Raw genomic sequence first — 23410 nt, 5'->3', positions numbered from 1 at the left:
TGAATTATTAAAAATTTATTTTGATTTCGTAAAGAAGTATCTCAGTTTTATGTAGAAAGCACGACTTGGTTTCTGCAATGAAAAGTTGTCGTATAACTTATTATCTAATAAGTTTTTGCATTCAAGAGCAATATTATATTTACCATCTGCAAATGTGTAAACCGCGTTTAAATCATGATTAAATTGTTCTGGAATATCCAATTTACTAGCTCCTTGGCTTGGCCAATACAGATAATAAGCGTGCACATACAACAAATTGTAACCAACTGATAGATTGTTTCCTTTTTTAAATACATCATTAAAAAAAACTGTGGCATCGGCATTTCCATATAAAAAAGGAATATTCGGCATTCTGTCTTTATAATAATATGAGACATAATTCTGCTCTGGTTCGTATTTGGTCATATTGCGTAAGTTTTGATACGTCATATTTAAACCCACAGTAAATCTGCTTTTATAGGAATACCTGATTTCACCATCAAAACCGTAATTGTTTACACTATCCTGATTCAGCGTAACTGTTTTATTTTGATTATTATTAAAAGTGGTTCTGATAAAATCTGAAGCATCACGATACATAAAATTCAAATCAAAAGCCAAAGCATTTACAGTATTAAAACTGGTTTGATAACTTACACCCGCATTTATATTATTACTGGTTTCTGGGTTAAGGCTTACATTTCCTTCCACATTATCATTTGGATTTCCAAAAAGTTCCGTTGGAGTTGGAAGTCGGAATGTTTTTTCAAAAGAAGCTTTTACTTGTAAATTTGGTCTTAAATAGTAACTGGTTGCACCTCCGTATCCTTGCAAAGATTGATCTTCATTATACTTTTGATAGGCAATATCTCCTGCATTTCCAGATGGATTATAACTTCTGGTATATTCTCGCATCAGATAATAATTTTTAATAAAAAGTGAAGTGCTCCATTTTTCATTATAATCGAATTTATAACCTAAGGCAGTTATATTATTTTGTGATTTTTGAGGCTGTTGGTAAACTAAAGACTGCGGATAAAGTTCATCACTGCTTTTACGATCAAAAGTATTGAAGGTATTATTCAGCATAAAAGAATGTCTTTCGCCCAAACTATAGGTAACATTGGCTATAGCAATACCATTATTGTTACGAAGTTTCTGCAGCGTACGACTGCTTTCGGCACCTGCACCTTCATATTGTTTGTAATCGCCAAACCAGTTGTATTTTCTATAAACGGTGTCGACTGTCTGTTCTTCTCCAAGATTAAAATTTCCAGAAATATTTACATTCAAACCTTTGGTAAACAAATCTTTTACCTGATATTTAACCGTGGGCATGATTATATTTCCTCGTGTATAACGATCACCAAACACAGTTACCATTCTTGCACCCGTTTGAATATCAGCTTTATTTTCACCAACCGTAATTCCAAATAATAATTTATCGGCGTATTTTTTTCCTGTAACACCAATGTTTACAATAGCTGTTTCATTTCGATATTTATCATGAAATCGTCTCACGCGCGCATTCGGAAAATATTTTCCTGTATTTAAATCCGCAGTTTCAACGTTTACCCAATAATTATTATCGGAGTAATTTTGAAAAAGATTGACTTCTGTAGTAAATCCGCTTTTGGCTGTATATCCTGCATTTACTGCCGAACGATGCGTATTAAAAGATCCAAAAGAATAAGAAGCATCTACATAGGTTCTGGGTTTGCTATTCGTTACAATATTTACGGCACCGCCAAGTGCATCACCTCCAAGCCAAACTGGAACCACACCTTTGTAAACTTCTACACGATCTGCAAGATTGATTGGAATATTATTCATTTGGAAAGAAGAACCGAAATTATCCATAGGAACTCCATCAATAAAAACTTTAATCTGATTTCCCGAAAAACCATTTATCGCAAGTTCCGATCTTGATCCCACACCTCCTGATTCACGAACACGAACTCCCGAAACGCGATCAAGGGCATGTGCAAGATCTAAAGTCGAATTATGCAGCTTTTTAGCGTCGATGGCTGTAACATTATACGCTTGTTTGTTTACTTTGTCGGTAGCAGAACGTCCTAAAACCGTAACGCTTTGCAGTTCGTTTAATTCGTTTTCTAACTGAAACGATGCGTTTACATCTTTTGATGAAACTTCAATATTTTTTTTAAGGTTTGAAAAACCAACCGCTGTAATTTTTAAAGTGTACTTTCCCGGCTTCACATTCTTAAAAACGAACTTTCCATTTTCATCTGAAATCATACTTAAGTCAGTTTTTTCTACCATAACTGTAGCATACGGAATTATTTGACCTGATTTTTCAGAAACTTGTCCACTTACTGTGAAACCTTGATTTTGCTGGGCTTTTACAAAGAACGAAAAGGCGAAAAATAAAATAAAAAATAAAATTTTATGAGCTGACATATGTTTAATTAGACTAATTATAAATAACTTTGACGCAAAAGTACCATCAACTGACTCAAAAAAGTTAGGGAAAAACGGATTATTATTTTGTAAAAACGGATTATATTTTGAGAATCAAATCGACACTTTCAGCCTACGAAAAACCTATTATCAATATTGAAATAAACGATCATTATGATCCTAAAAGCGCTTTAAAAGAAGAAAATATTAACCTTACCGAATCAGATGAAGTTAAAATTCGTATTCTAAAAACTGACGGAATGGCTCTTATTGATACTCAAATGTACTTTTCGAAACCGCAGATAGAGGAATTCGAAATAAATAAAGAATGTGTCGTGATGGATTTTGTAAGCTGCAATAACATTGAAACCAACATCGATGAACTTGAAACCGAAAAGTATTTAAAAGAAAATACACATAATATTTTTTATTCGACAAAATTTAAAGCCACTTATAAAATCCCTGCATTTGAACAAGTCAATTACCTGATAATCATTTTCTCCAAAGAATTCTACAACAATATTATCAATGAAGACTGGAAACTTCACGAGAAATTTTCAAAAAATATTCTATTTAAAAAATCAAGTTTTTTAACTTCTAAATACATTCCGTTTACACCTTCAATTCAATGGATTATATCTGAAATAAAAAACTGCAGCCGAAAAGGAGCATTAAAAAAAATGTATATCGAAACCAAAATCAGAGAACTTCTTATTCATCAGCTCGAGGCGATTATAATGCAGTCTAAAAAGAAAGAAATTGTCGATGAAGATGAATACAACAAACTGCAGGAGGCCAAACTAATTCTCGAGAAAGATTATGTACACGCCCCTACTCTTACCGAACTTTCAAGAATGATTTCTTTAAACGAATTTAAACTAAAAAAAGGATTTAAAAGTTGTTTTGGAACTACTGTCAAGAGCTATATCATTAAACTTCGCATGGAATATGCCAAAGAATTATTCAAAGATAAAATGGCAACGGTAAGTGAAGTAGCGTACAAATGCGGGTATAAAGATGTTTCACATTTTTCGGCGGCTTTTAAAAATTATTATGGATCATCTCCGCAGAAATTCAAGATCAACTGGGAAATTATACATTTATGGATTACGGGAATGCTTGTTTTTGGATAAAAAAGGGTTTTTAGATATAGTTAAAAAACCAGACCTAAAAACCCGTAAAGGTTAGACATTTTGTATAAGTTGCAAATTATACAAAGATCCCCACAATCTATATGTCAAACTTTATTAATTAAAAAAATTGTTTCTTCTAAAAAAACAGTAAAACAAAGAAACGTTTTGGAAAACAAGCGAAAAAGGTAAATGATCTCCGGTTTCCTAAATACAAATCTAAAATCTGTTTTTGACATTTCTTTACGGTTTCCCACATTTTGCTAAAATTTTTCTGATTTTTTTTCTTGAAATTTTATTTTATTGTCCTACATTAAGTTATGGAGTCAAACTTAACTTCTAAATTTGTACAAAACAGAAAACTCAAAATTTTAATATTCATATAAACTTAGAATCTTAAAAAATGGAAATGTTACAATTCTTACTACTTGGAAAAAACGAGGAAATATTAGCGATTCTATTACGCCTCGTCAATGCTTATGACGAATGGAACGCGGTCGCTTTCAGCAACGAAAAAGAAGCTCAGGAATATTTTTTGAACCATAAAATTGATGTTGTTCTTTTAAGTTCAGCTATTGAAGATCAGGTTGAAAAAGAATTTACTTCTTTCTGCTTAAAACAACAGCCCAATGTAGAAGTAATCGAACATTTTGGCGGAGGAAGCGGTTTACTAAAATCTGAAATCCTGCACAGATTGCATTTAAAAGGAAAGCTTTAAATTTGTTTTAAAAGCTTAAAAATGGAAAAAACCTATTCTGTAGTATTCTATTCGAAACCAGTTGTGGATACTGTCAAAGAAATGAAAGATCTTTTGAAAAGTAAAGTTCATAAAAATTGGTACAACAGCTGCAATTCTGAAGCACATATTACGATTTGTGAATTCCAAATTGACGATTCTCAATTTGATTCTATTAAGAAAAAGCTAATTAAAATCTGCGACACCTTTACGCCTTCTCAAGTATATTTAGATCATTTTGGTTCTTACGACAATGCTGGAGCTTTTTTTATTGCTCCAAACGAAGAATCTAAAAACAATCTAATACCTATAATGAAAAAGATTCATGAAACCCTGAAATCTTTAAAACTCAAAAAAAGCGACGATCCGCATATGTCAATTGGAAGACGATTAACTCCAGAAAATCTAAAGATCGCATCACAGCTTTTCACTACAATTAATATTGATTTTCTATGCAACGAAATTGTTATAAGAGAATTTGATCCCATTAAAAAACAGTTTTTTGTAATTGATTCAATTGAATTTGGAAGCAATCCTGAACCTGAATTTGTGCAGGGAAGTTTGTTTTGATTTTTTTTAACCGCAAAGACGCAAGAGTAACGCAAAGTTTGCAAAGATTTAGTAGATTTTTTTATCATTTCGGAATGAGAAATGACAAAAAATGCGAATAAAAAAACTTAGCGACTTCGCGTCTTTGCGAGCCAATCCACATCAATAAAAACTTTTGCGTGCTTCGCGTAATTCTTAGCGAACTTTGCGGTTAAACCCAACTTGAAACCTGAAACTTTAAACAAACAAAAACCATTCTTCATTTTTTTCGTATATTTGAATTTTACAATTCACTACACTATGAAATCTTTAGATTCATTTTACAAAGACATCACCGAAGGCTCAACTGTTGAACCCAATTCTCTTCTTCCAAATGACATTCAGAAAGAGATTGGACATTTCAATGTTTTTGACATAAAAGAACTTTTAGAACGCCTTAAAGACAAACCTGGAATGCCTTACGACCGAAGAGCCTATTATAAAATAAGTTTGATTCGAGGCCACAACAAAGCAGAATATGCTGATAAAGTAATCGAAATCGAAAAACAGGGATTGTTATTTGCAACGCCGAAAATTCCGTATAACTATCTGCCTCAAGACACTAATCAAGGCGGACAGTTCTGCGTTTTTACCAGTGAATTTTTATCTAAAACAAAAAGCGGAATCGATCTGGATGAACTTCCTATTTTTGCTTCAGACGGATATCCAATTTTTCAATTATCTGATGAAGAAGTAGAAGAAGTTGCTTTGATTTTCAATAAAATACAAAAAGAAATCAACTCCGATTATATTTATAAGTATGATTTAATCCGAAATTACGTGGCTGAGTTAATCCACTTCGGACAGAAATTACAGCCTATAACCGCTTTATATTCAAAGCACAATTCGGCTGCAAGAGTTTCTTCTTTGTTTGCTGAATTATTAGAAAGACAATTTCCAATTGAATCGCCGCGTCAGCGTTTAGAATTAAGAACCGCAAAAGATTTCGCTGAACGATTATCAGTGCATGTCAATCATTTAAATAAGGTTTTAAAGGAAAACACCGGAAAAACCACCACCGAATTAATTAGTTCACGTTTAACAAACGAAGCCAAAATATTATTGAAGCAGACTGACTGGAATATTTCTGAAATCGCCTATTCTCTTGGTTTTGAAGAACTAGCGCATTTCTCAAACTTCTTTAAAAAACAAACCTCGTATACGCCACTTGCTTTCCGTTCATAATTTTAAAATTGCAGATTTTAGATTGTAGATCCTTAGATTGTAGATTTTCTTAGAGAACTCACACAAAGCTTGTCCTCCTGAGCGAAGTCGAAAGATTGCATGCTAGATCATACAGTGCGTGTCCTTCAACTTCGCTCAGGAAAACATAAAATGAGAAATTGCAATTTGGGATTTTACTATTACTTTTTTTGAATTTTGAATTTGGAATTTGATTTTTACAATTTAAATTGATGTGATTTGAATTTCGCAAACATCGGTTTGATATTTACAATTCGCCAGCACTGCTTCGTCTCTAACTTTGTATCATCAAATTAAAAGATCGAAAAAATGGATTTATCAAACAACAAAATTTTAATAACAGGCGGTGCAAGCGGTATCGGACTTGGACTTGCGGAACGATTTATTCAGGAAAACAATACGGTAATTATCTGCGGAAGAAGAGCTTCTCTTTTAGAAGAAGTGAAAGCTAAATTCCCTACGGTTATTACAAAAGCATGCGATTTGTCTATAGAAGCAGAACGCGTTGCACTTTATGAATGGATTAAAGAAAATCATCCTGATTTAAATGTATTAGTAAACAATGCTGGAATTCAGAACTGGATGACAATAACAGATACTGATTTTTATGAAAACATGAAAAATGAGCTCACTACCAATATTGAAGCTCCTTTGCATTTAACTTCATTATTTATTCAGCTGCCATCACTTAAAACGGTAATGAATACCACTTCTGGGTTAGCATTTTCCCCTTTTGCAAAAGTTCCGGTTTATTCGGCTACAAAAGCATTTTTCCGTTCGTTTACGCTTTCACTTCGTCATTTATTAAAAGAAAAAAACATTGAAGTAGTTGAAATTATCCCACCGGCTTTAAACACTGATTTAGGAGGAATCGGACTTCATGATGCACATCCAAGTGTAAGCAGTTTTATCGAAGCTATTTTCGAACAATTGAAAGAAGGAAAACAAGAACTGACTTTCGGAACAAGCGAAACTAGATTAAATGCAAGCGCAGAAGATTTAAGAAATCATTTTAATGCAATGCATCCATAAATTTAAACACATAGAAACATAGATTTAGAAACTTAAAAAAGGCGTTTCACTTATTTAAATACACATAGCTATGTGTTAGAAACGAGTTTATTTCTTTACTCTTTTCAACGTAATAAATTCTATGTTTCTATGTGTTAAAAATTTTCTACAAAAAACAACGATTGTCTTCCTGAGCGAAGTCGAAGGATATTCGTAACGTAAAGGGTCTTCGACTTCGCTCAGACTGACAAACAATTCACAATTAAAAATTCACAATTAAAAATTAAAAATATGGCAGTAAATACAAAAATCGCTCTGGTTACTGGAGGGAGCAGAGGTTTAGGAAAAAATATGGCAATTGCAATTGCAAAAAAAGGACTTGATGTAATTATTACATACAATAGTCAAAAAGATGAAGCTGACGCTGTAGTTTCAGAAATTGAAAGTCTGGGTCAAAAAGCAGCTTCGATACAATTGAATGTTGGAAATTCAGGAACTTTTGATGCTTTTTTCGAAGAAGTAAAAGCAGTTTTAAAAAATACTTTTAAAACAGATAAATTCGATTTCATAGTAAACAACGCTGGAATCGGGATTCACAATTCATTTGAAGGAACTACAGAAGAAGAATTCGATCTATTGACAAACATTCAGTTTAAAGGACCCTTTTTCTTAACTCAAAAAGCATTAAGCGTTATGAACGACGGCGGCGGAATTGTAAATATATCAACAGGCTTGGCGAGATTTTCTACTCCAGGTTATGTTGCTTATGCATCTATGAAAGGTGCTATAGAAACTTTAACAAAATATCAGGCAAAAGAATTAGGAGCACGCGGCATTAAAGCAAATGTGGTGGCACCTGGCGCAATCGAGACAGATTTTGGAGGTGGTGTAGTTCGCGATAATGAGCAATTAAACAAAATGCTGGCATCGATTACAGCTTTAGGCCGTGTGGGTCTTCCTGACGATATTGGCGGTGTAGTTGCCTTCTTATGTACAGAAGATGCAAGATGGGTAAACGCTCAAAGAATCGAAGTTTCTGGTGGAATGAATTTATAATTAGTTTTAAAAAAATCAAATTTTAAATTCCAAATTCCAAATTACACCTAACAACTTTAGAAATGTGTGTTAGTTTAACTTTAGCTTGAACTGAAACTAAAAACAAAACCCGATAAGCTTAAAAACTTATCGGGTTTGTCGTTTTAAATATAATTGAATTAGTAAGTATTCTTAATTAATTTGAACTCTATTAATATAGTTCCCTTCTGTATCAAAGATGACTTTATAATTTTTCATCTCTTTTCTTACCGTAACTTCATAAACTAATGTTTTCAGCGCATCAGTTACAAAAAAGACATTTCTTGCCGCAGTTTCAATTTTTGATTTTGCTTTTATTGGATAATTTTTATTTAAATAAAGAATAGCATTGTTTGGTAATTTAACTGCTGAAATCTGTTCTTTAAAAAATTTGAAATTTCCTTTTTGATCAAATTGTGCATATCCTTTTTTTTGCGCATCTGTATCAAATTTGGCTTCAAATCTAACATCGTCATCTTTATTGCCGTATTCAATTGACCAAACAGCTGTTTTTTTAGGATATTTTTTTTCAAAAGCCGATCTTACTTTTTCAGGCGGTACTATAATTCCTGCCTGACTCATTATAAAACTACTGTATACTAAAAGTGTAAATAAAAGAACGTTTTTCATGGTTATGTTTTAATTAGTAAACCACAAAAATATGTAATAAAAATATTACTTTACAAGTGTTAGTTTTAATTTTAAGAAAAATCAAATTTGTTAATCCTTCTCAATGCTAACATCAAAACCACCATTTTTATCAAAAACTACATCATAGAATTTGGAGTTTTTTTCGACTCCTACTTCGTAAGTAGTTTGGTTTTTATCATCTACTACCACTGCAATTTCTTTTATGGCTTTTGCTGCATAGTTTTTCTTTAAATAACTCTGTGCCTTAGCTGGCAATTGACTTAATGGAATCTGAAGTTCGTATGCTTTTAAAACTCCCAGATTATCATAAACCGCCAATGCTTTTGTATTCTTATCGGTGTTGTATTTCGCCTCGTACCGAATTTCATCATCATCATCTCCTACATATTTCAATGACCAGACAGGAACCTTTCCTGGGTATTCTTTCTCAAACTTCATCTTCACTATTTCAGGTGGTGTAACCTCTGTATTTTGCCCAATTAAAAAGCTGGTATACAATAGAACTACTGCTAAAAATACGTTTTTCATGATTTGACTATTAAATTAAACAACCAAAAAACATCGTACTAAAATTATTACTTTTAAAATAATTTCCAAATAAATTTTGATAAAAATAATATTACTTTTTTAGTCTATCGGTCAATTCCCTCTTGTAGGTTATTCCAATAGGTAATTTTTCATTTTTAATGACCACAAAATCTTTTTCCGTGGCTTCAATTTTATCCAAAGCTACGATGTACGATTTATGAATACGCATAAAATTCTTCTCTGGAAGACATTTTTCAAGTTCGGTTGTGGTGATCGATGCGAGATAAGTTCGTTTTGTGGTATGCAGTTTTACGTAGTTTCCAAAACTCTGTGCAAACAAAAGCTGATTAAGTTCAATTTCAATAAAATAACCATCTACTTTTACGCTTACTGTATTCACAACAATTTCTTCTTCTTCGCGGCTCTTCACCTGTTCTGTAGAAAAAAAACGATCGATTGCTTTCAAAAACCTCGGGAAATAAATAGGTTTCAGAAGATAATCAATCACTCCATAATCATAACTTTCGAGAGCAAATTCAGAATATGCCGTAGTCAAAATTGTTTTGGGATGCGTTGGAAGAATTTTAAGCAATTCCATCCCCGAAATCTCTGGCATATTAATATCGAGAAACATTAAATCGACTGGATTTTCTCGAAGATAATTCATTGCCTCAATGCCGTTATAGCCCTGAAAAACCAATTCTAACTGCGGATTCTGTTTTATATAATTGGCTAAAACGTAATGCGCAGCAGGTTCATCGTCTACAATGATGCATTTCTTAGGATCTTTCATTGGCAAATCTTTTCAATTGCAATTTCAAATCGACAATATAAGTATTTTTATTATCCTGAATATCCAGATTATAATTCTTTCCAAAAATCAAATTCAGTCTTTCAATCGTGTTTTTCAAACCAATTTTAGTCGAAACCACATCTGTTTTCTTCGGAATTGAATTCACCACATGAAGGTGAAGAAGACCATCTTCTACCGTTATAAAAATCTGGACAAAACATTTTTCAATAGCACAGGTTCCGTGTTTAAAAGCATTTTCAATAAAAGCAATTAAAAGCATGGGCGAAATCTTATATGAATTTTCGTTGTCTACTCTATAATCGAATGTAATATCACAGCGATATCCAACACGTTCTTTTTCAAGCTGTACATAACTGTTAATGAATTCTAATTCATCTTCTAAAGATACACATTGTTTGCTGTTACTTTCTAATTGATAACGCATTAACTGCGAAACTTTCATAATTAAATCCGGCGTTCTATCAGGAAATTCAAGACTTATTCCGTATAGTGTATTAAAGGTATTGAATAAAAAATGCGGGTTCAATTGTCCCTTCAAAGAATTCAACTGCATTTGATTGAACAGCAATGCTTCTTCGGTACGTTTTCTGTGAATTCTGTAAAATTTAAAAACAATTATCGGACTCAGAATACAAACCAAAGTTCCTAAAACGCTCGCCAGCTGGTACAAATAACTCCGTTGATGTGAGTTTTGGTAAAAATATAGATTTTTAAACATATCCAGCATCGTAATCTCATATAAAACTATCGAGAAAACAAGAACACCAAAAAGCGTTAAAAGAAGGTACGTAAAAGGACGGCGGGTTTTAAATAATATGGGAAAAAGGAAGAAACGATTAAACTGGGCGTGCATGTAAAGAATGCAGTAAAAGAAAATCCCCATTAACACAGATGTTAAGGAACTAAATAACATCCAGTCGTTTTTCAAGGTATATATGGTAAAGGAAAACGCGACGACGGCAATTTCCTGCCACCATTTGTTATCCAATATGTTATCGAATTTTATGCTCATTTTTAAAACTTAAATAGAGTACAAAGTACGGACAAATATTTAATTATTTTTTCCAATAAATGACCAATTGAATTGGTCATTTATTAGTGCAGTACATCACTAAACCTGACTTTAATCAGCATAAGAGAAATAAATTTGTCGCATAATTTCACACTTGAGTTTATGTACTTCAAAAAAATTACCATTTTATTTTTCTTGATTTTTGCCTCAGCCAGTTATTCTCAAACCCTGTCTTTAAAAGAAGCAATAAAAACCGGGCTTGAGAATTACGGTTCTATCAAAGCAAAAAACAATTACACCAATGCATCAAAGGAGACTTTAAAACAGTCTCGCCGTGATTACCTGCCAAATCTTAATTTATCGGCACAACAGGATTACGGAACTGTAAACGGACAAAACGGGCCATTGTATGGTTTTGGAGGTCTCGGAGTTGCTTCTTCCGGGTTACCGCTTCCAGAACAAAACTGGAATTCGGCTTTTGGCGCGCTTTACTTAGTCAATATGAACTGGGATTTTTTCACTTTTGGAAAAACGAAAGAAAAAATCAATTTATCTAAAATTGATGTTCAGGCTAAAGAAAAAGATTTACAACAGGAAAAATTTCAGCAGGAAATCAAAATTTCGGCTGCTTATTTAAACTTGTTAGCCAGCCAAAGATTACTGATTTCACAGCAAAAGAACTTAGATCGCGCAGAAGTTTTCAAAAAGACTGCTGCTGCGAGAGTTAAAAACGGATTATTGGCAGGAGTCGATTCTACTTTGGCAACTGCAGAAGTTTCTAAAGCCAAAATTGCTTTAAATCTTGCTAAAAACTTCGTTAAGGAGCAAAACAACAAATTAGTCGATTTAATGGGAGTTGCGCCTCAGGATTTTGTTGCTGATACTCTTTTTGTAACGCAGATTCCAAAAGAATTGGTAACAAAAGAAACTGCAACAGACAGTCTTCACCCTTTATTACAATTGTATAAAACCCGAATCGATTACAGCAACCAGCAGGTTAAATTGTATAAGAGATTTTATTATCCAACGATGACTGCTTTTGGAGTTTTACAAACCAGAGCTTCAGGATTTGATTCGTCGTATGCAACCAATCAAAATGCTTTTACGAGAAATTATTGGGATGGCGTAAATCCAAATCGTACCAATTACTTAATTGGAGTTGGAATTACGTGGAATATAACCACACCATTTCGTTCAAGCAAACAAGTAAGCGCTCAGAAATTTGTTTCTCAAGCCATTCAGGAAGAATACAATCAGGCAGACAGAGAATTGAAATCACAGTTGAATTTTGCTGAAGATAAAATCAGAATTACTTTGGAAAACTATGCCGAAGCGCCCATTCAGGTTGAAGCTGCTAAAAAAGCATATCTTCAAAAATCAACCTTATACAAAAACGGTTTAACTGATTTAACTGATTTAACACAAACGATGTATGTTTTAAATCGTGCTGAAATCGATCGCGATATTGTCAATAATAATGTGTGGCAGTCGTACTTATTGAAAGTCGCTGCAACAGGAAATTTTGACTTATTTATAAATGAATTTTAATTATAAATCCTAATGAATTTAATACGTTTTGCACTCCGCAAACCCATTTCCATTTTAGTATTGGTTGCGGGTCTATTTTTCTTCGGAATTGGTGCCATCAAAGACATTAAGGTAGATATTTTACCAAAAATGAATTTGCCGGTTATCTATATCGCGCACCCGTTTGGAGGTTATACGCCAGACCAGATGGAAGCTTATTTTGCCAAAAACTACATAAACGTTTTACCTTTCTCGAACGGTATAAAATCAGTAGAAACTAAAAATATTCAGGGGTTAATGATTATGAAATTAACCTATTATGAAGGAACCAACATGGCTCAGGCTGCAGCCGAGTTAAGTGCGCTTTCAAATAGAATCCAAGCGGTTTTCCCTCCAGGAACACAGCCACCGTTTATCATTCGTTTTGATGCTTCTTCACTTCCAATCGGACAATTGGTTTTGAGCAGTAAAATCAGATCCAACAACGAATTACAGGATTTAGCCAACGTGTATGTTCGTGCTTCTTTTACATCTATTCCGGGTTTATTGTCTCCAGCACCTTTTGGAGGAAGTCCAAGAACAATTGAGGTGAACGTAGATCCAGATTTATTGCGTTCGCACAATATGACGCCAGATCAGATTGTTGAAGCCATTCGTTTGAACAACCAGACAGCGCCGTCAGGAAACGTGCGTATGGGCGATAAAAACTATATCACACCAACTAATAACACTATTAAAGAAGTTAAAGATTTTGAGCAGATTCCGTTATTTAAAGGCGGTGTTCAAAACTTAAAATTAGGTGATGTGGCAACGGTAAAAGACGGTGCCGATATCACTGCAGGTTATGCTTTAGTAAACGGAAAACGTTCGGTTTACATCAGTATCGCAAAAGCGGGAGACGCTTCGACTTGGGATGTCGTTCAGAAATTAAAATCAGAATTGCCTAAAATTCAAAGCACACTTCCTGAAGATGTAAAATTATCTTATGAATTTGACCAGTCGGTTTATGTAATCAACTCCGTAAAAAGTTTGATTACAGAAGGAATCATTGGTGCGGTTTTAACGGGATTAATGGTATTGTTATTCTTAGGTGACCGTCGTGCAGCATTAATCGTAATTATGACAATTCCGATTTCGATTATTTCTGGGGTTTTATTTCTGAAATTATTCGGACAAACGATCAACTTAATGTCTTTATCAGGATTGGCTCTTGCGATTGGTATTTTGGTGGACGAAAGTACCGTAACCATCGAAAATATTCACCAGCATCTCGACATGGGAAAACCAAAAGCACTCGCCATTTGGGATGCCTGTCAGGAAATTGCTTTGCCTAAATTATTGATCTTACTTTGTATTCTAGCCGTATTTGCGCCAGCATTTACCATGGTTGGTATTCCGGGAGCATTGTTCCTTCCTCTGGCTTTAGCAATTGGTTTCTCAATGGTGATTTCATTCTTATTATCTCAGACTTTTGTACCTGTAATGGCGAACTGGATGATGAAAGGACACGACAAACACGAACACACTCCAGAAATTACAGACGACGAAGCTGAATTTAACGCCTGCGGATTAACACCAGAATCTGAACAAGATTTAATTGGCCAGAAAAAGGATATGGTTGAAAGAGAAGATTTCAACAATGATGGAAAAGTATCTGGTTTCGAAAAATTCAGAAATCGTTTCATGCGACTTTTAGATCGTTTGTTTGTTCATAAAAAAGCAACGACTATTATTTATTTAACAGGTTCGATAATTCTAGCAGTTTTGTTTATTAGTTTTATTGGAAAAGATGTTTTCCCGAGAACCAATTCAAGTCAGTTCCAGTTGAGAATGCGTGCAGCTGATGGAACGCGTTTGGAAAGAACCGAAGAACAAGCCAGAGTTGTTTTAAAAGAATTGGAAAAAATGGTTGGAAAAGAGCATATCGGAATTTCTTCTGTATATGTCGGGCAACACCCTTCTCTATTCTCGATCAACCCGATTTATTTATTCATGGCGGGTTCTCACGAAGCGGTTTTCCAAGTGAGTTTGAAAGACTATGAGGCAGATATGGATGAATTTAAAGATGAGTTTAGAGCAAGAATTAAAAAAGTACTGCCAGATACTAAACTTTCTTTTGAGCCAATCGAATTAACTGATAAAGTGTTGAGCCAAGGTTCTCCTACTCCAATCGAGATTCGTGTTGCTGGAAAAGACAAAAAGAAAAATGAATTATACGCTACGCAGATTGTTGACAAACTAAAAGCGATATCCTATTTCAGAGACGTACAAATTGGTCAGCCAATTCACTATCCAGCAATGAATATTGATATCGACAGAACGCGTGCTGCCGAATTAGGAGTGGATATGAATGATATTTCTCGTTCGCTGGTTGCTTCTACCTCATCTTCTCGTTATACCGAAAAAAATAACTGGGTTGATGAAAAAGCAGGATTATCGTATTCTGTTCAGGTTCAAGTACCTTTAAACAAAATGAAAAGCAAAACGGATATTGGAGAAATTCCAGTATTGAAAAATTCGCTTCGTCCCGTTTTAAGCGACGTTGCAAAAATTACACCGGGCTTTGTAAGTGGTGAAAATGACAATTTAGGGGCCATGCCATACATTACCGTTACTGCCAACATCTACCAAACCGATTTAGGTACGGCATCAAAAGATGTAAGCAAAACCATTAGTTCGCTTGGCGAGTTGCCTCGTGGTTTGTTTATCACGCCAATTGGACTAAGTACTGTATTGACAGAAACATTAAGCAGTTTACAAACAGGATTATTGGTTGCCGTTTTCGTAATCTTCTTAATGTTGGCCGCTAATTTCCAATCGTTCAAAGTTTCGTTAGTAATCTTAACGACAGTTCCTGCCGTAGTTTTAGGATCATTATTAATGCTGACTTTAACAGGTTCAACACTGAACTTACAATCATACATGGGAATCATTATGTCGGTTGGGGTTTCTATTGCCAACGCCGTACTTTTGGTAACCAATGCCGAGCAGTTGCGCAAAAAAAATGGAAATGCCATAGAATCGGCTCGTGAAGCGGCTGCGCTGCGTCTTCGTCCAATTATCATGACTTCGGTTGCGATGATTATGGGTATGCTGCCAATGGCAATCGGACACGGCGAAGGAGGCGATCAGGTTTCTCCGTTAGGAAGAGCGGTTATCGGGGGATTATTATTTTCTACTTTTGCCGTATTATTGATCTTGCCGCAGATATTTGCATGGGCACAAGAAAAAACAACGACACAATCAGTTTCTTTAGATCCTGAAGACGAAGAAAGCATCCATTACATTGCATCAATAAGTAAGTCTAAAGTTGGAAAGTCATAAAGTTGGAAAGTCGAAAGTCGAAAGTCATAACTTGTTGAGTGTAATTTTTTTTAACATATAGAAACATAGATTTTTGTTTTAAATAAAAAGATAAAAGAAAAACTAGTTTTCATTCATAGCTATGTTTGTTTAAAAAAGTGAAACGCCTTTATTCGTAAAGAAGAGCTATGATTCTATGTGTTAAAATAATTAATCCAAAAGCTTAAAACATATTCATTATATAAAACCAAAAAATGAAAAATAATATAAAATCAATCGCATTATTATTTACAGCGTTAGTTGTATTAAGCAGCTGCGAAAAGAAAAAAGAAGAAACTGCGAAAGCAGAAATCGAACCTAAAGTTGAAACTTTTCTTTTATCGAAAGAAAAACTAACGACAGAATTACGTTTACCAGCTGAATTAACCGGTTTTCAACAAGTTGATTTGTATGCGAAAGTGAGCAGTTTCGTAAAAACTTTAAAAGTTGATATTGGTTCTAAAGTAAAAAAAGGACAGCTTTTGATTATTTTAGAAGCGCCTGAAATCAGTTCACAATTAGCGGCTGCCGAATCTAGATTGAAATCTATGGAAGCGATTTACGCAACGAGCAAAAGCACCTACAACCGTTTGTACGAAACCAGCAAAGTTGAAGGAACGATTTCTAAAAACGATTTGGAAATGGCAAGCGGAAAAAAGAATTCTGATTACGCACAATACCAAGCTGCCATTGCGGCTCACAAAGAAATCTCGATCATGAGAGGATACTTAGAAATCCGTGCTCCTTTTGATGGTGTTGTAGCAGCTAGAAATGTCAATTTAGGAACATTTGTTGGCCCGCAAGGAAAAGGTTCAGATTTGCCTTTGTTAACGATTCAAGAGCAATCTAAATTGCGTTTGGCGGTTTCTGTTCCAGAATTATACACGGGATATTTGCATGCAGGAGACGAAATGAGTTTTAATGTAAAATCATTGCCAGAAACTTTTACCGCTAAAATTACCAGAATGTCGGGAGCTTTAGATTTAAAACTACGTTCTGAAAGAGTCGAAATGGATGTTCACAATACTAAAGGAAATTTATTACCTGGAATGGTTGCCGAAGTTTTATTACCGCTTAACGCGAAAGACAGCACATTTGTAGTACCAAAATCGGCAGTGGTGAATTCTGCTGAAGGTTTGTATGTGGTAAAAGTAGTAAACCACAAAGCCACAAGAGTTGACATTAAAAAAGGAAGAGAAATCGAAGATAAAATCGAAATTTTCGGAGATTTAAACCCTCAAGATAAACTGGTAAAAATCGCCAGCGAAGAAACTAAGGAAGGCGATGTCATAAACGAATAACCTGCGTTTAGTCTTCTTTTTAGTAGATTACCAATTACTGTACGCATTCTTCGGAGTGCAAATCTAAAATTTGCCTTAGGACAGTTCCTCTTTTTTGGAGGGACTGTTTTTTTTTGTTTAATAATTTCAGGTAAAAATACGTGGTTGTTGAGATTGCTAAATTGATATTTTTGAAATAATAAAAATAAATAATATTTTGACAATCAAAATCATACTTACTTTTAAATGAAACATTCAGATTTTAAAAAAGAATATAAAAGTTTATCTGATGACAATATAATTCGTGATCAAGTTTATACTATTAAAATTCCTAAAGAAAATTTTGAAGGGACATACGATTTAATAGGACTTCATAAATTTGTTGAGGAACAAAATGAAAATTGGAATAATTTCAACTTCAATAATTATTTTAAAGATTCTACAAATTTCTTCTCCAAATTATTACTTACAATAGAAAATGTAGTCCTAAAGAAATTTGTTAATCCTATAGAAGTAAATAGAGAAATAAATAAAATTTTAAATACCGCAAAGAATACAATTTTGCTAGCCAACTCACCTAAAGTTATTTTTTTAACAAATCTTAATAATAAATATCCTGAACTTTTCAATGGTGCTTTTGATGGCTTTACTGAAAACATTCAGTCAAACAATATAGTAAACAAAAATTATTTAAAGGGATTAATAGCCTCTACAAATTTTGAAATTGCAGATTTAGATATCCTTTCATTGAAAGAAAGTGAAGAAATATCTTTTTCGACAATTAGGAATAAATACCAACAAGATAATAATGATGATAGAGAAAATTTTGAAGAGCTATTTAATAATTCAAAACAAAAATCTGAAGATGAAATAGAGAATTTGAAAAATATTACAATAGAATGGAATGAAACTTTTTCAAAAAACTTTTCTGAATGGACTGATAAAGTAAAAACTGAAATTAGTACAAGTGAAAAAGCTGCAAAAAGGCTGTTAAAAAAATCTTTAGCTACTAAAATAGAATTAGAACAAACTTATCGTGAACAAATGAAATTTCAAGTTCCCGCTGAATATTGGAAACAGAGAGCTACTGAATTAAATATTGAAGGACATAAATTTATGCGATGGCTAATTACTCTAGTGATAGTAGGTGCAACTATGCTTTTCCTTTTGTTATGGCTCACACCTGAAGATATGTTAGAAAGTATTTTTTCAAAAGAACCTGTTCGAGCTATAAGATGGTCAATTATTTTTGTAACATTCATTTCTTTTCTCTTTTTTGGAATTCAAGCTGTAAAAAAAGCAATGTTTTCTAGTTTTCATCTAGCTAGAGATGCTGAAGAAAGAGAAAAACTTACTGTTTTTTATTTATCTTTAATAAAGGATAGTACAATTACACAGGAAGATAGAAGCTTGGTTTTACAATCTCTATTTTGCCGAGCAGATACTGGAATGTTAAAAGATGACGGAAATCCAACTATGCCTGGCATATTTGATAAAATTAAAAGTTAAAAGTTATTATTTAAACGTTGGCAGATTTAAGCCGATAGCGTGGATTTGTAATCCGTGCACGCAAAGTAATGAACACATTATATCACTAAAAACTAAAATCTCGATTCCAAAAAATCGAGGTTTTTAAATTTATAAACTTTAGTCACTGTTTTCTTCTTGCTAACACGGCCACCTAACTTGAAGTCAGAAACGACAAATAATTAAATTATATTATAAAAATAATCAAAAGAAGGTTTTCCGTAATAATTAGATAATGATTGGTTTTAAGTTTACTAATTATTAACCTTAATTATTTTAAATTATGGCGCTACCATTAGGGACAACTCGCAAAACTGGTGAAACATGTCCGGAATCAGGAGTGTGGGAGGCACAATCGTCTCCATCAACAACCATACCTTTAGCTAAAGGTAATCAATTTCCTCCTTACAACAACAAAGCTGTAACATGGAAATTAATCCGATATGCTTAACAGCTTATTGTTTATTTTAAGACTTCCAGAAATGGAAGTCTTATTTACTGGAAAATGAAAAACCAAATAAAAATATTATGAAAAAATGGAATATTATACTTATAGTTTTTGCTGTTATCATTTTGACAGCAGTTTTAACTAACCCAAGTAGTGAAGAACATAAACAAGCTGTAAAATCAGTAATAAATCAAGTTGTTCAGAATTCTATCTCAGAAAATGGCTCTGATATGGAAAAATTAGGAATTTTGTTTGGAAGTTCTTTGGCAGAAAAGTTAATTGAGAATTCTGTAGCTAGAGACAATTATATACTATTTTCAATTACTAAAATTACATGGCAAGGCAAAAGCAAAAGTATTGGATATGGTCTATTTGGAAATGTTTTTATTTCTGAAAAAGTAAATAAAGCATTTAATAATGATGAAATAAACAGCTATAAAAATACTTCAGAAGCAGTTGATACTATGGCTGTCAGTGTAGACTCAATGGCTATAGAATAACCCGATAGCGCGGATTTGCAATCCGTGCCCGCAAAATTATATCTAAAAATAAAACCTCGATTCATTCAAAATCGAGGTTTTTCCATTTTATAAACCTTACTCCTCACTCAAATAAGGATTCAAAATCTCCGCCAATTCATTGACCCAATAATAATTGTCTTCGAAATTTGTTAGTCCAATTTGGAGAGTTTCGTGTTGTCGCATTACGGCGAGCGCTAAAATGCAGTTTACTTGTCTTAATATTTTAGCCATATCGTCGGGATCGATAATATGGTTAAAAAAATCAATCAGCCTTTTTTCGGCTTCTTTGGAAAGGGTTTCTGTTTTCATTAAGTGAAGAATTTAAGAAAAACCCTCGTGCCTTAGCAGTCTTACGCTTCTTCACGGCGTCAAAGTCCTTTGGGAGCTTTACTACATAGCACAAGGGCAAATTTGATGTGTTCTTAATGTGAAGATTTAAGAACTACAAATATAGGAAAATTCTTTATTTTATATTCTTTTTCTTACAACTACTTTATGTTCTTTAACAAATATACTAAATCTATATTTTGGGATGTATTTATCGCATTTTTGTCATTTCGACGGAGGAGAAATCACACTAGAAACTCCGCAAAGAATGTCGCCAATCTTTGTCGATCAACGAGTGTGATTTCTCCCTTCGGTCGAAATGACAAACTAGATTTAAAATATGTATATTCGTACAAAAAAAATAAAAATGTTAAATCCTCAACTTGGCTATCATACTTATTACGTCTACATTATAACAAATGAACATCGCACTTCTTTTTATATCGGAGTTACTAATAACTTAAGAAAAAGACTTGCACAGCATAAAGAAAATATAGATTTAAATATTAGCAGTTTTGCAGCAAAATATAATATTCAGTTTTTAGTTTATTATGAAAAATTCACATGGATACAAGAAGCAATCGCACGAGAAAAAGAATTGAAGAAATGGCGAAGAGATAAAAAGATTGAATTGATAAGAGGTTTTAATGAAACTTTTGAATTTCTTAATTTTCATTTTGAATGAGTTTTTTTCAATTCTTTGTCGATTAACGCGTGTGATTTCTCGTTCCTCTAAATGACAAAATTGTGGAAAACGCAATATAAATTCCTATTTACTTTAAAAATTACAAATCATAATTGAAAATGAATACTTTTGAAAAAGCTATTAAATATTTCAAATGATAAGAATAGAATTCGAGGAACCAATTGTAGAAATTTGTGAATGCTGTAATAATGAAACCATTAAACTAACTCGATTTGTTTATAAGGATGAAAATGCATTTGCTATTTATTATTTAAAATTCACAAAAGGTCATGATTATAAATATGCTCTCGGAATAATCAGCATTGGTGATTGGGGAACGGACGAAGAACCTAAAAATAGATTTTCTTTTCCGTTCAGAATTTGGCTTAACGATAATAACGAATACCAAATAGGTTTAATGGACAAAGAAGAATCTCCTTGGCAGAATGCTCTACTTGGAAAAATCTTAGATAGAAAAGATGCACTACAACACCCTTGGATAAAAGAAGTATTTCATATAACAGATCATATCGTTTTTGAGGATGAGAAATTAATTGAATATTTTGATTAATCAATATTCTACAACAACAAAATGCAAGACCAAAATTGATCTTGCATTTTTGCAAAGTGATAAATCTAAAAAAGTCTTTTAGACTCTCTGACGCTCGTGTATACCTTCTTTAATTTCTTCCACCATTTTTTTATTAAAAGCAGGCAAATCATTAGGGTTTCGGCTGGTTACTAATCCATTGTCTACAACAACTTCTGAGTCTTCCCATTGTGCTCCAGCGTTTTTCAAATCGTTTTTAACAGAGAAAAACGAAGTTACTTTTCGACCTTCCAAAACATCGGCATCTACCAGAATTTGAGGTCCGTGACAAATTGCCGCTACTGGCTTTTTACTTTCAAAAAACGAACGTACAAAATTTACTGCTGCTTCTTCTCTTCTTAATGAATCCGGATTTATAACTCCACCCGGCAGAACCAAAGCATCGTAATCGGCTTCATTTGCCTCATCTAAAACTACGTCAACATTATATTCGTTGCTCCAATTTCCGTCTTTCCAAGCTTTGATCGTTCCTGATTTCAAACTAACGATATCGGCATTCCAACCTTGCTCTTCCAGATAGGCTTTTGGAGATGCTAATTCTGATTCTTCAAAACCGTTTGTGGCTAATATGGCTATATTCTTTTTCATGATTTTAATTTTTTTTAAACGTTATTAATTTTGATTTACCTAAAATTAGCTATTTCTAACAGCCAGCGAAAACAGACGATGTTAAAGCTTTCTTTAATAAAAGTTAATTAATTGAATAGCAGTTTTTTATTAAAAATTAAACGAGAATTATGTAAGATTGGGGTTGGTTGGGATTATTATTTTATAGGAAGAAAGTTCAAGAAAAAGTCCCAGCGGGACGAAATATTTATAGAAAAAAATCTTCCCATTTCAAAAGAGCCCCAGCGGGGTGAAATCTTATCTACAATATGTCGCTCCGCTGGATCTTTTGGTACAGTGCATTTTATGAATCTATAAATATTTTCATTCCTCCGGAATTTTTAATTGTTGAAATATATTTTGGTAATATGTATCGTTCCTACGGAACTAATTTTTTATATCCATTATTTTCTCAACAGATTAAAATCCGTTGCTACAATATTTTTCATTCCTAACGGAATTTTTAAAGAGCCATTGGCTCAATTTATTTTGTAACTCGGGATTTTAATCCCGGGTCTAAGAATCCCGAAAAAAAAAGATCCATAGGATCGAATCATTTAATCTGCAATAATTCAAAAGACATAAGAAAAACCTTCAATTACTTACCTGAACTTATATGGTTCAAAAAATAAATGCTATTTTTGTTACTCTTTCAAAAGCGTCTTGTGATTAAAAACACCCCATTTTAATCAAAAATCAATAATATTTTACCATTTATGAATGTTTTACTCATTGAAGATGATAAACGCATCAGCGAATTTATTATAAAAGGTTTAGAAGAAAACAACTTTACCGTGCATCTTGCCGAAACGGGCGAAATGGCGCGCGACCTTGTTCAGGAAAACACTTGGGATATTATCCTGATGGATATTATGCTTCCGGGAATCGATGGTATTCAGCTGACGAAATTAATGCGTTTTAAAAAGATTCATACGCCTATTTTAATGCTCAGCGCCTTGAGTAATACCGATGATAAAGTTACCGCACTAGATTCTGGTGCCGATGATTATCTTGTAAAACCTTTTCATTTTAAAGAACTGATTTCGAGAGTAAATGCACTTACGCGAAGAACTAAATTCAATTACAACGAACCCGAAACTTTATACACCTGCGGAACTTTAACGATCAATCCGGACGAGCATAAAGTCACCGAAAATAACGAACTGATCGATCTTTCACCAAGAGAATACAAACTGCTTTTGTATCTATTAGAAAACCGAAATAAAGTCATGTCTCGAACTCAGATTCTAACAGCAGTTTGGGGAATTAATTATGACAATAACACTAATGTTGTCGATGTGTATATTTCGTATTTAAGAAACAAAATCGAACACAATCATAAGTTCATTCACACCATAAAAGGAATCGGTTACATGCTAAAAGAATAATT

The 23410-nt window shown here is 33.3% G+C and carries 22 protein-coding genes; 15 read left to right on the top strand and 7 right to left on the bottom strand.

Annotated elements, in window-relative coordinates; all coding sequences use genetic code 11:
* Positions 1–15: 15 nt before the first annotated feature.
* The gene (locus tag J0383_RS20300; protein ID WP_207295770.1) at positions 16–2400 is read right to left on the bottom strand and encodes a TonB-dependent receptor; all 2385 of its coding nucleotides are present in this window, start codon (positions 2398–2400) and stop codon (positions 16–18) included.
* 107 nt (positions 2401–2507) lie between these two features.
* Here J0383_RS20300 and J0383_RS20295 point away from each other — a divergent pair, with 107 nt between their 5' ends.
* The 6 genes from J0383_RS20295 to J0383_RS20270 all read left to right on the top strand — a co-directional run bounded on the left by J0383_RS20295 (position 2508) and on the right by J0383_RS20270 (position 8124).
* Complete coding sequence (locus J0383_RS20295) at positions 2508–3533, top strand: helix-turn-helix domain-containing protein (RefSeq protein WP_207295769.1); 1026 nt, start codon at positions 2508–2510, stop codon at positions 3531–3533.
* 400 nt (positions 3534–3933) lie between these two features.
* The gene (locus J0383_RS20290; RefSeq protein ID WP_207295768.1) at positions 3934–4248 is read left to right on the top strand and encodes a hypothetical protein; all 315 of its coding nucleotides are present in this window, start codon (positions 3934–3936) and stop codon (positions 4246–4248) included.
* 21 nt (positions 4249–4269) lie between these two features.
* Positions 4270–4836, top strand: a complete 567-nt coding sequence (locus tag J0383_RS20285) for a 2'-5' RNA ligase family protein (protein WP_207295767.1) — start codon at positions 4270–4272, stop codon at positions 4834–4836.
* A gap of 279 nt (positions 4837–5115) precedes the next feature.
* Positions 5116–6039 (top strand): helix-turn-helix domain-containing protein, encoded by a 924-nt coding sequence (locus tag J0383_RS20280; protein WP_207295766.1) that lies wholly within the window; start codon positions 5116–5118, stop codon positions 6037–6039.
* 327 nt (positions 6040–6366) lie between these two features.
* Positions 6367–7089, top strand: a complete 723-nt coding sequence (locus J0383_RS20275) for an SDR family oxidoreductase (protein WP_207295765.1) — start codon at positions 6367–6369, stop codon at positions 7087–7089.
* A 270-nt stretch (positions 7090–7359) separates the two neighbouring features.
* Positions 7360–8124, top strand: coding sequence for an SDR family oxidoreductase (locus J0383_RS20270; protein ID WP_207295764.1), 765 nt, complete (start codon positions 7360–7362; stop codon positions 8122–8124).
* Positions 8125–8295: 171 nt separating this feature from the next.
* Here the strand turns inward: J0383_RS20270 and J0383_RS20265 are convergent, their stop codons facing one another.
* From J0383_RS20265 to J0383_RS20250, 4 genes are all read right to left on the bottom strand, one after another.
* Entirely contained in the window at positions 8296–8772 is a 477-nt protein-coding gene (locus tag J0383_RS20265) for a hypothetical protein (protein WP_207295763.1), read from the bottom strand.
* A gap of 90 nt (positions 8773–8862) precedes the next feature.
* A complete protein-coding gene (locus tag J0383_RS20260) occupies positions 8863–9321 on the bottom strand; it encodes a hypothetical protein (RefSeq protein WP_207295762.1) in 459 nt (152 codons plus the stop codon).
* A gap of 91 nt (positions 9322–9412) precedes the next feature.
* Positions 9413–10114 (bottom strand): LytR/AlgR family response regulator transcription factor, encoded by a 702-nt coding sequence (locus J0383_RS20255; RefSeq protein ID WP_207295761.1) that lies wholly within the window; start codon positions 10112–10114, stop codon positions 9413–9415.
* Positions 10101–11147 (bottom strand): sensor histidine kinase, encoded by a 1047-nt coding sequence (locus J0383_RS20250; RefSeq protein ID WP_207295760.1) that lies wholly within the window; start codon positions 11145–11147, stop codon positions 10101–10103. The genes J0383_RS20255 and J0383_RS20250 overlap by 14 nt, the downstream gene beginning before the upstream one ends.
* Before the next feature lie 162 nt (positions 11148–11309).
* Here J0383_RS20250 and J0383_RS20245 point away from each other — a divergent pair, with 162 nt between their 5' ends.
* From J0383_RS20245 to J0383_RS20220, 6 genes are all read left to right on the top strand, one after another.
* Positions 11310–12695, top strand: coding sequence for a TolC family protein (locus J0383_RS20245; protein ID WP_207295759.1), 1386 nt, complete (start codon positions 11310–11312; stop codon positions 12693–12695).
* A 12-nt stretch (positions 12696–12707) separates the two neighbouring features.
* Positions 12708–15998: an efflux RND transporter permease subunit gene (locus J0383_RS20240; protein ID WP_207295758.1), complete on the top strand. Its 3291-nt coding sequence runs from the start codon at positions 12708–12710 to the stop codon at positions 15996–15998.
* 233 nt (positions 15999–16231) lie between these two features.
* Positions 16232–17317: an efflux RND transporter periplasmic adaptor subunit gene (locus J0383_RS20235; protein ID WP_207295757.1), complete on the top strand. Its 1086-nt coding sequence runs from the start codon at positions 16232–16234 to the stop codon at positions 17315–17317.
* A gap of 225 nt (positions 17318–17542) precedes the next feature.
* Positions 17543–18805: a DUF6161 domain-containing protein gene (locus J0383_RS20230; protein ID WP_207295756.1), complete on the top strand. Its 1263-nt coding sequence runs from the start codon at positions 17543–17545 to the stop codon at positions 18803–18805.
* 301 nt (positions 18806–19106) lie between these two features.
* Positions 19107–19274 (top strand): hypothetical protein, encoded by a 168-nt coding sequence (locus J0383_RS20225; protein ID WP_172426711.1) that lies wholly within the window; start codon positions 19107–19109, stop codon positions 19272–19274.
* 77 nt (positions 19275–19351) lie between these two features.
* Positions 19352–19771 (top strand): DUF4359 domain-containing protein, encoded by a 420-nt coding sequence (locus tag J0383_RS20220; RefSeq protein ID WP_207295755.1) that lies wholly within the window; start codon positions 19352–19354, stop codon positions 19769–19771.
* A 96-nt stretch (positions 19772–19867) separates the two neighbouring features.
* Here J0383_RS20220 and J0383_RS20215 read toward each other — a convergent pair whose 3' ends face one another.
* Positions 19868–20101 (bottom strand): hypothetical protein, encoded by a 234-nt coding sequence (locus J0383_RS20215; protein WP_207295754.1) that lies wholly within the window; start codon positions 20099–20101, stop codon positions 19868–19870.
* 385 nt (positions 20102–20486) lie between these two features.
* Between J0383_RS20215 and J0383_RS20210 the strand changes: the two genes are divergently transcribed.
* Positions 20487–20804, top strand: coding sequence for a GIY-YIG nuclease family protein (locus J0383_RS20210; RefSeq protein WP_207295753.1), 318 nt, complete (start codon positions 20487–20489; stop codon positions 20802–20804).
* A gap of 154 nt (positions 20805–20958) precedes the next feature.
* Positions 20959–21375: a hypothetical protein gene (locus J0383_RS20205; protein ID WP_207295752.1), complete on the top strand. Its 417-nt coding sequence runs from the start codon at positions 20959–20961 to the stop codon at positions 21373–21375.
* A gap of 78 nt (positions 21376–21453) precedes the next feature.
* On the opposite strand, the gene J0383_RS20200 is transcribed toward J0383_RS20205, so the two are convergent.
* A complete protein-coding gene (locus tag J0383_RS20200; RefSeq protein WP_207295751.1) occupies positions 21454–22002 on the bottom strand; it encodes a type 1 glutamine amidotransferase domain-containing protein in 549 nt (182 codons plus the stop codon).
* A gap of 734 nt (positions 22003–22736) precedes the next feature.
* Between J0383_RS20200 and J0383_RS20195 the strand changes: the two genes are divergently transcribed.
* Positions 22737–23408, top strand: a complete 672-nt coding sequence (locus J0383_RS20195) for a response regulator transcription factor (RefSeq protein ID WP_207295750.1) — start codon at positions 22737–22739, stop codon at positions 23406–23408.
* Positions 23409–23410 lie beyond the last annotated feature (2 nt).

The organism is Flavobacterium endoglycinae (assembly GCF_017352115.1).
Lineage (GTDB): Bacteria > Bacteroidota > Bacteroidia > Flavobacteriales > Flavobacteriaceae > Flavobacterium > Flavobacterium endoglycinae.
The sequence above is the reverse complement of the archived record's forward strand: the minus strand, read 5'-3'. Positions and strand labels throughout refer to the sequence as shown.

What these genes read in the sequence shown, in the direction of transcription:
- J0383_RS20240 (WP_207295758.1), top strand. Translation starts at nt 12,708, where the DNA reads ATGAATTTAATACGTTTTGCACTCCGCAAACCCATTTCCATTTTAGTA.
- J0383_RS20275 (WP_207295765.1), top strand. Translation starts at nt 6,367, where the DNA reads ATGGATTTATCAAACAACAAAATTTTAATAACAGGCGGTGCAAGCGGT.
- J0383_RS20270 (WP_207295764.1), top strand. Translation starts at nt 7,360, where the DNA reads ATGGCAGTAAATACAAAAATCGCTCTGGTTACTGGAGGGAGCAGAGGT.
- J0383_RS20235 (WP_207295757.1), top strand. Translation starts at nt 16,232, where the DNA reads ATGAAAAATAATATAAAATCAATCGCATTATTATTTACAGCGTTAGTT.
- J0383_RS20215 (WP_207295754.1), bottom strand. Translation starts at nt 20,101, where the DNA reads ATGAAAACAGAAACCCTTTCCAAAGAAGCCGAAAAAAGGCTGATTGAT.
- J0383_RS20255 (WP_207295761.1), bottom strand. Translation starts at nt 10,114, where the DNA reads ATGAAAGATCCTAAGAAATGCATCATTGTAGACGATGAACCTGCTGCG.
- J0383_RS20195 (WP_207295750.1), top strand. Translation starts at nt 22,737, where the DNA reads ATGAATGTTTTACTCATTGAAGATGATAAACGCATCAGCGAATTTATT.
- J0383_RS20280 (WP_207295766.1), top strand. Translation starts at nt 5,116, where the DNA reads ATGAAATCTTTAGATTCATTTTACAAAGACATCACCGAAGGCTCAACT.
- J0383_RS20260 (WP_207295762.1), bottom strand. Translation starts at nt 9,321, where the DNA reads ATGAAAAACGTATTTTTAGCAGTAGTTCTATTGTATACCAGCTTTTTA.
- J0383_RS20290 (WP_207295768.1), top strand. Translation starts at nt 3,934, where the DNA reads ATGGAAATGTTACAATTCTTACTACTTGGAAAAAACGAGGAAATATTA.
- J0383_RS20245 (WP_207295759.1), top strand. Translation starts at nt 11,310, where the DNA reads ATGTACTTCAAAAAAATTACCATTTTATTTTTCTTGATTTTTGCCTCA.
- J0383_RS20265 (WP_207295763.1), bottom strand. Translation starts at nt 8,772, where the DNA reads ATGAAAAACGTTCTTTTATTTACACTTTTAGTATACAGTAGTTTTATA.
- J0383_RS20205 (WP_207295752.1), top strand. Translation starts at nt 20,959, where the DNA reads ATGATAAGAATAGAATTCGAGGAACCAATTGTAGAAATTTGTGAATGC.
- J0383_RS20220 (WP_207295755.1), top strand. Translation starts at nt 19,352, where the DNA reads ATGAAAAAATGGAATATTATACTTATAGTTTTTGCTGTTATCATTTTG.
- J0383_RS20285 (WP_207295767.1), top strand. Translation starts at nt 4,270, where the DNA reads ATGGAAAAAACCTATTCTGTAGTATTCTATTCGAAACCAGTTGTGGAT.
- J0383_RS20230 (WP_207295756.1), top strand. Translation starts at nt 17,543, where the DNA reads ATGAAACATTCAGATTTTAAAAAAGAATATAAAAGTTTATCTGATGAC.
- J0383_RS20300 (WP_207295770.1), bottom strand. Translation starts at nt 2,400, where the DNA reads ATGTCAGCTCATAAAATTTTATTTTTTATTTTATTTTTCGCCTTTTCG.
- J0383_RS20250 (WP_207295760.1), bottom strand. Translation starts at nt 11,147, where the DNA reads ATGAGCATAAAATTCGATAACATATTGGATAACAAATGGTGGCAGGAA.
- J0383_RS20210 (WP_207295753.1), top strand. Translation starts at nt 20,487, where the DNA reads ATGTTAAATCCTCAACTTGGCTATCATACTTATTACGTCTACATTATA.
- J0383_RS20200 (WP_207295751.1), bottom strand. Translation starts at nt 22,002, where the DNA reads ATGAAAAAGAATATAGCCATATTAGCCACAAACGGTTTTGAAGAATCA.
- J0383_RS20225 (WP_172426711.1), top strand. Translation starts at nt 19,107, where the DNA reads ATGGCGCTACCATTAGGGACAACTCGCAAAACTGGTGAAACATGTCCG.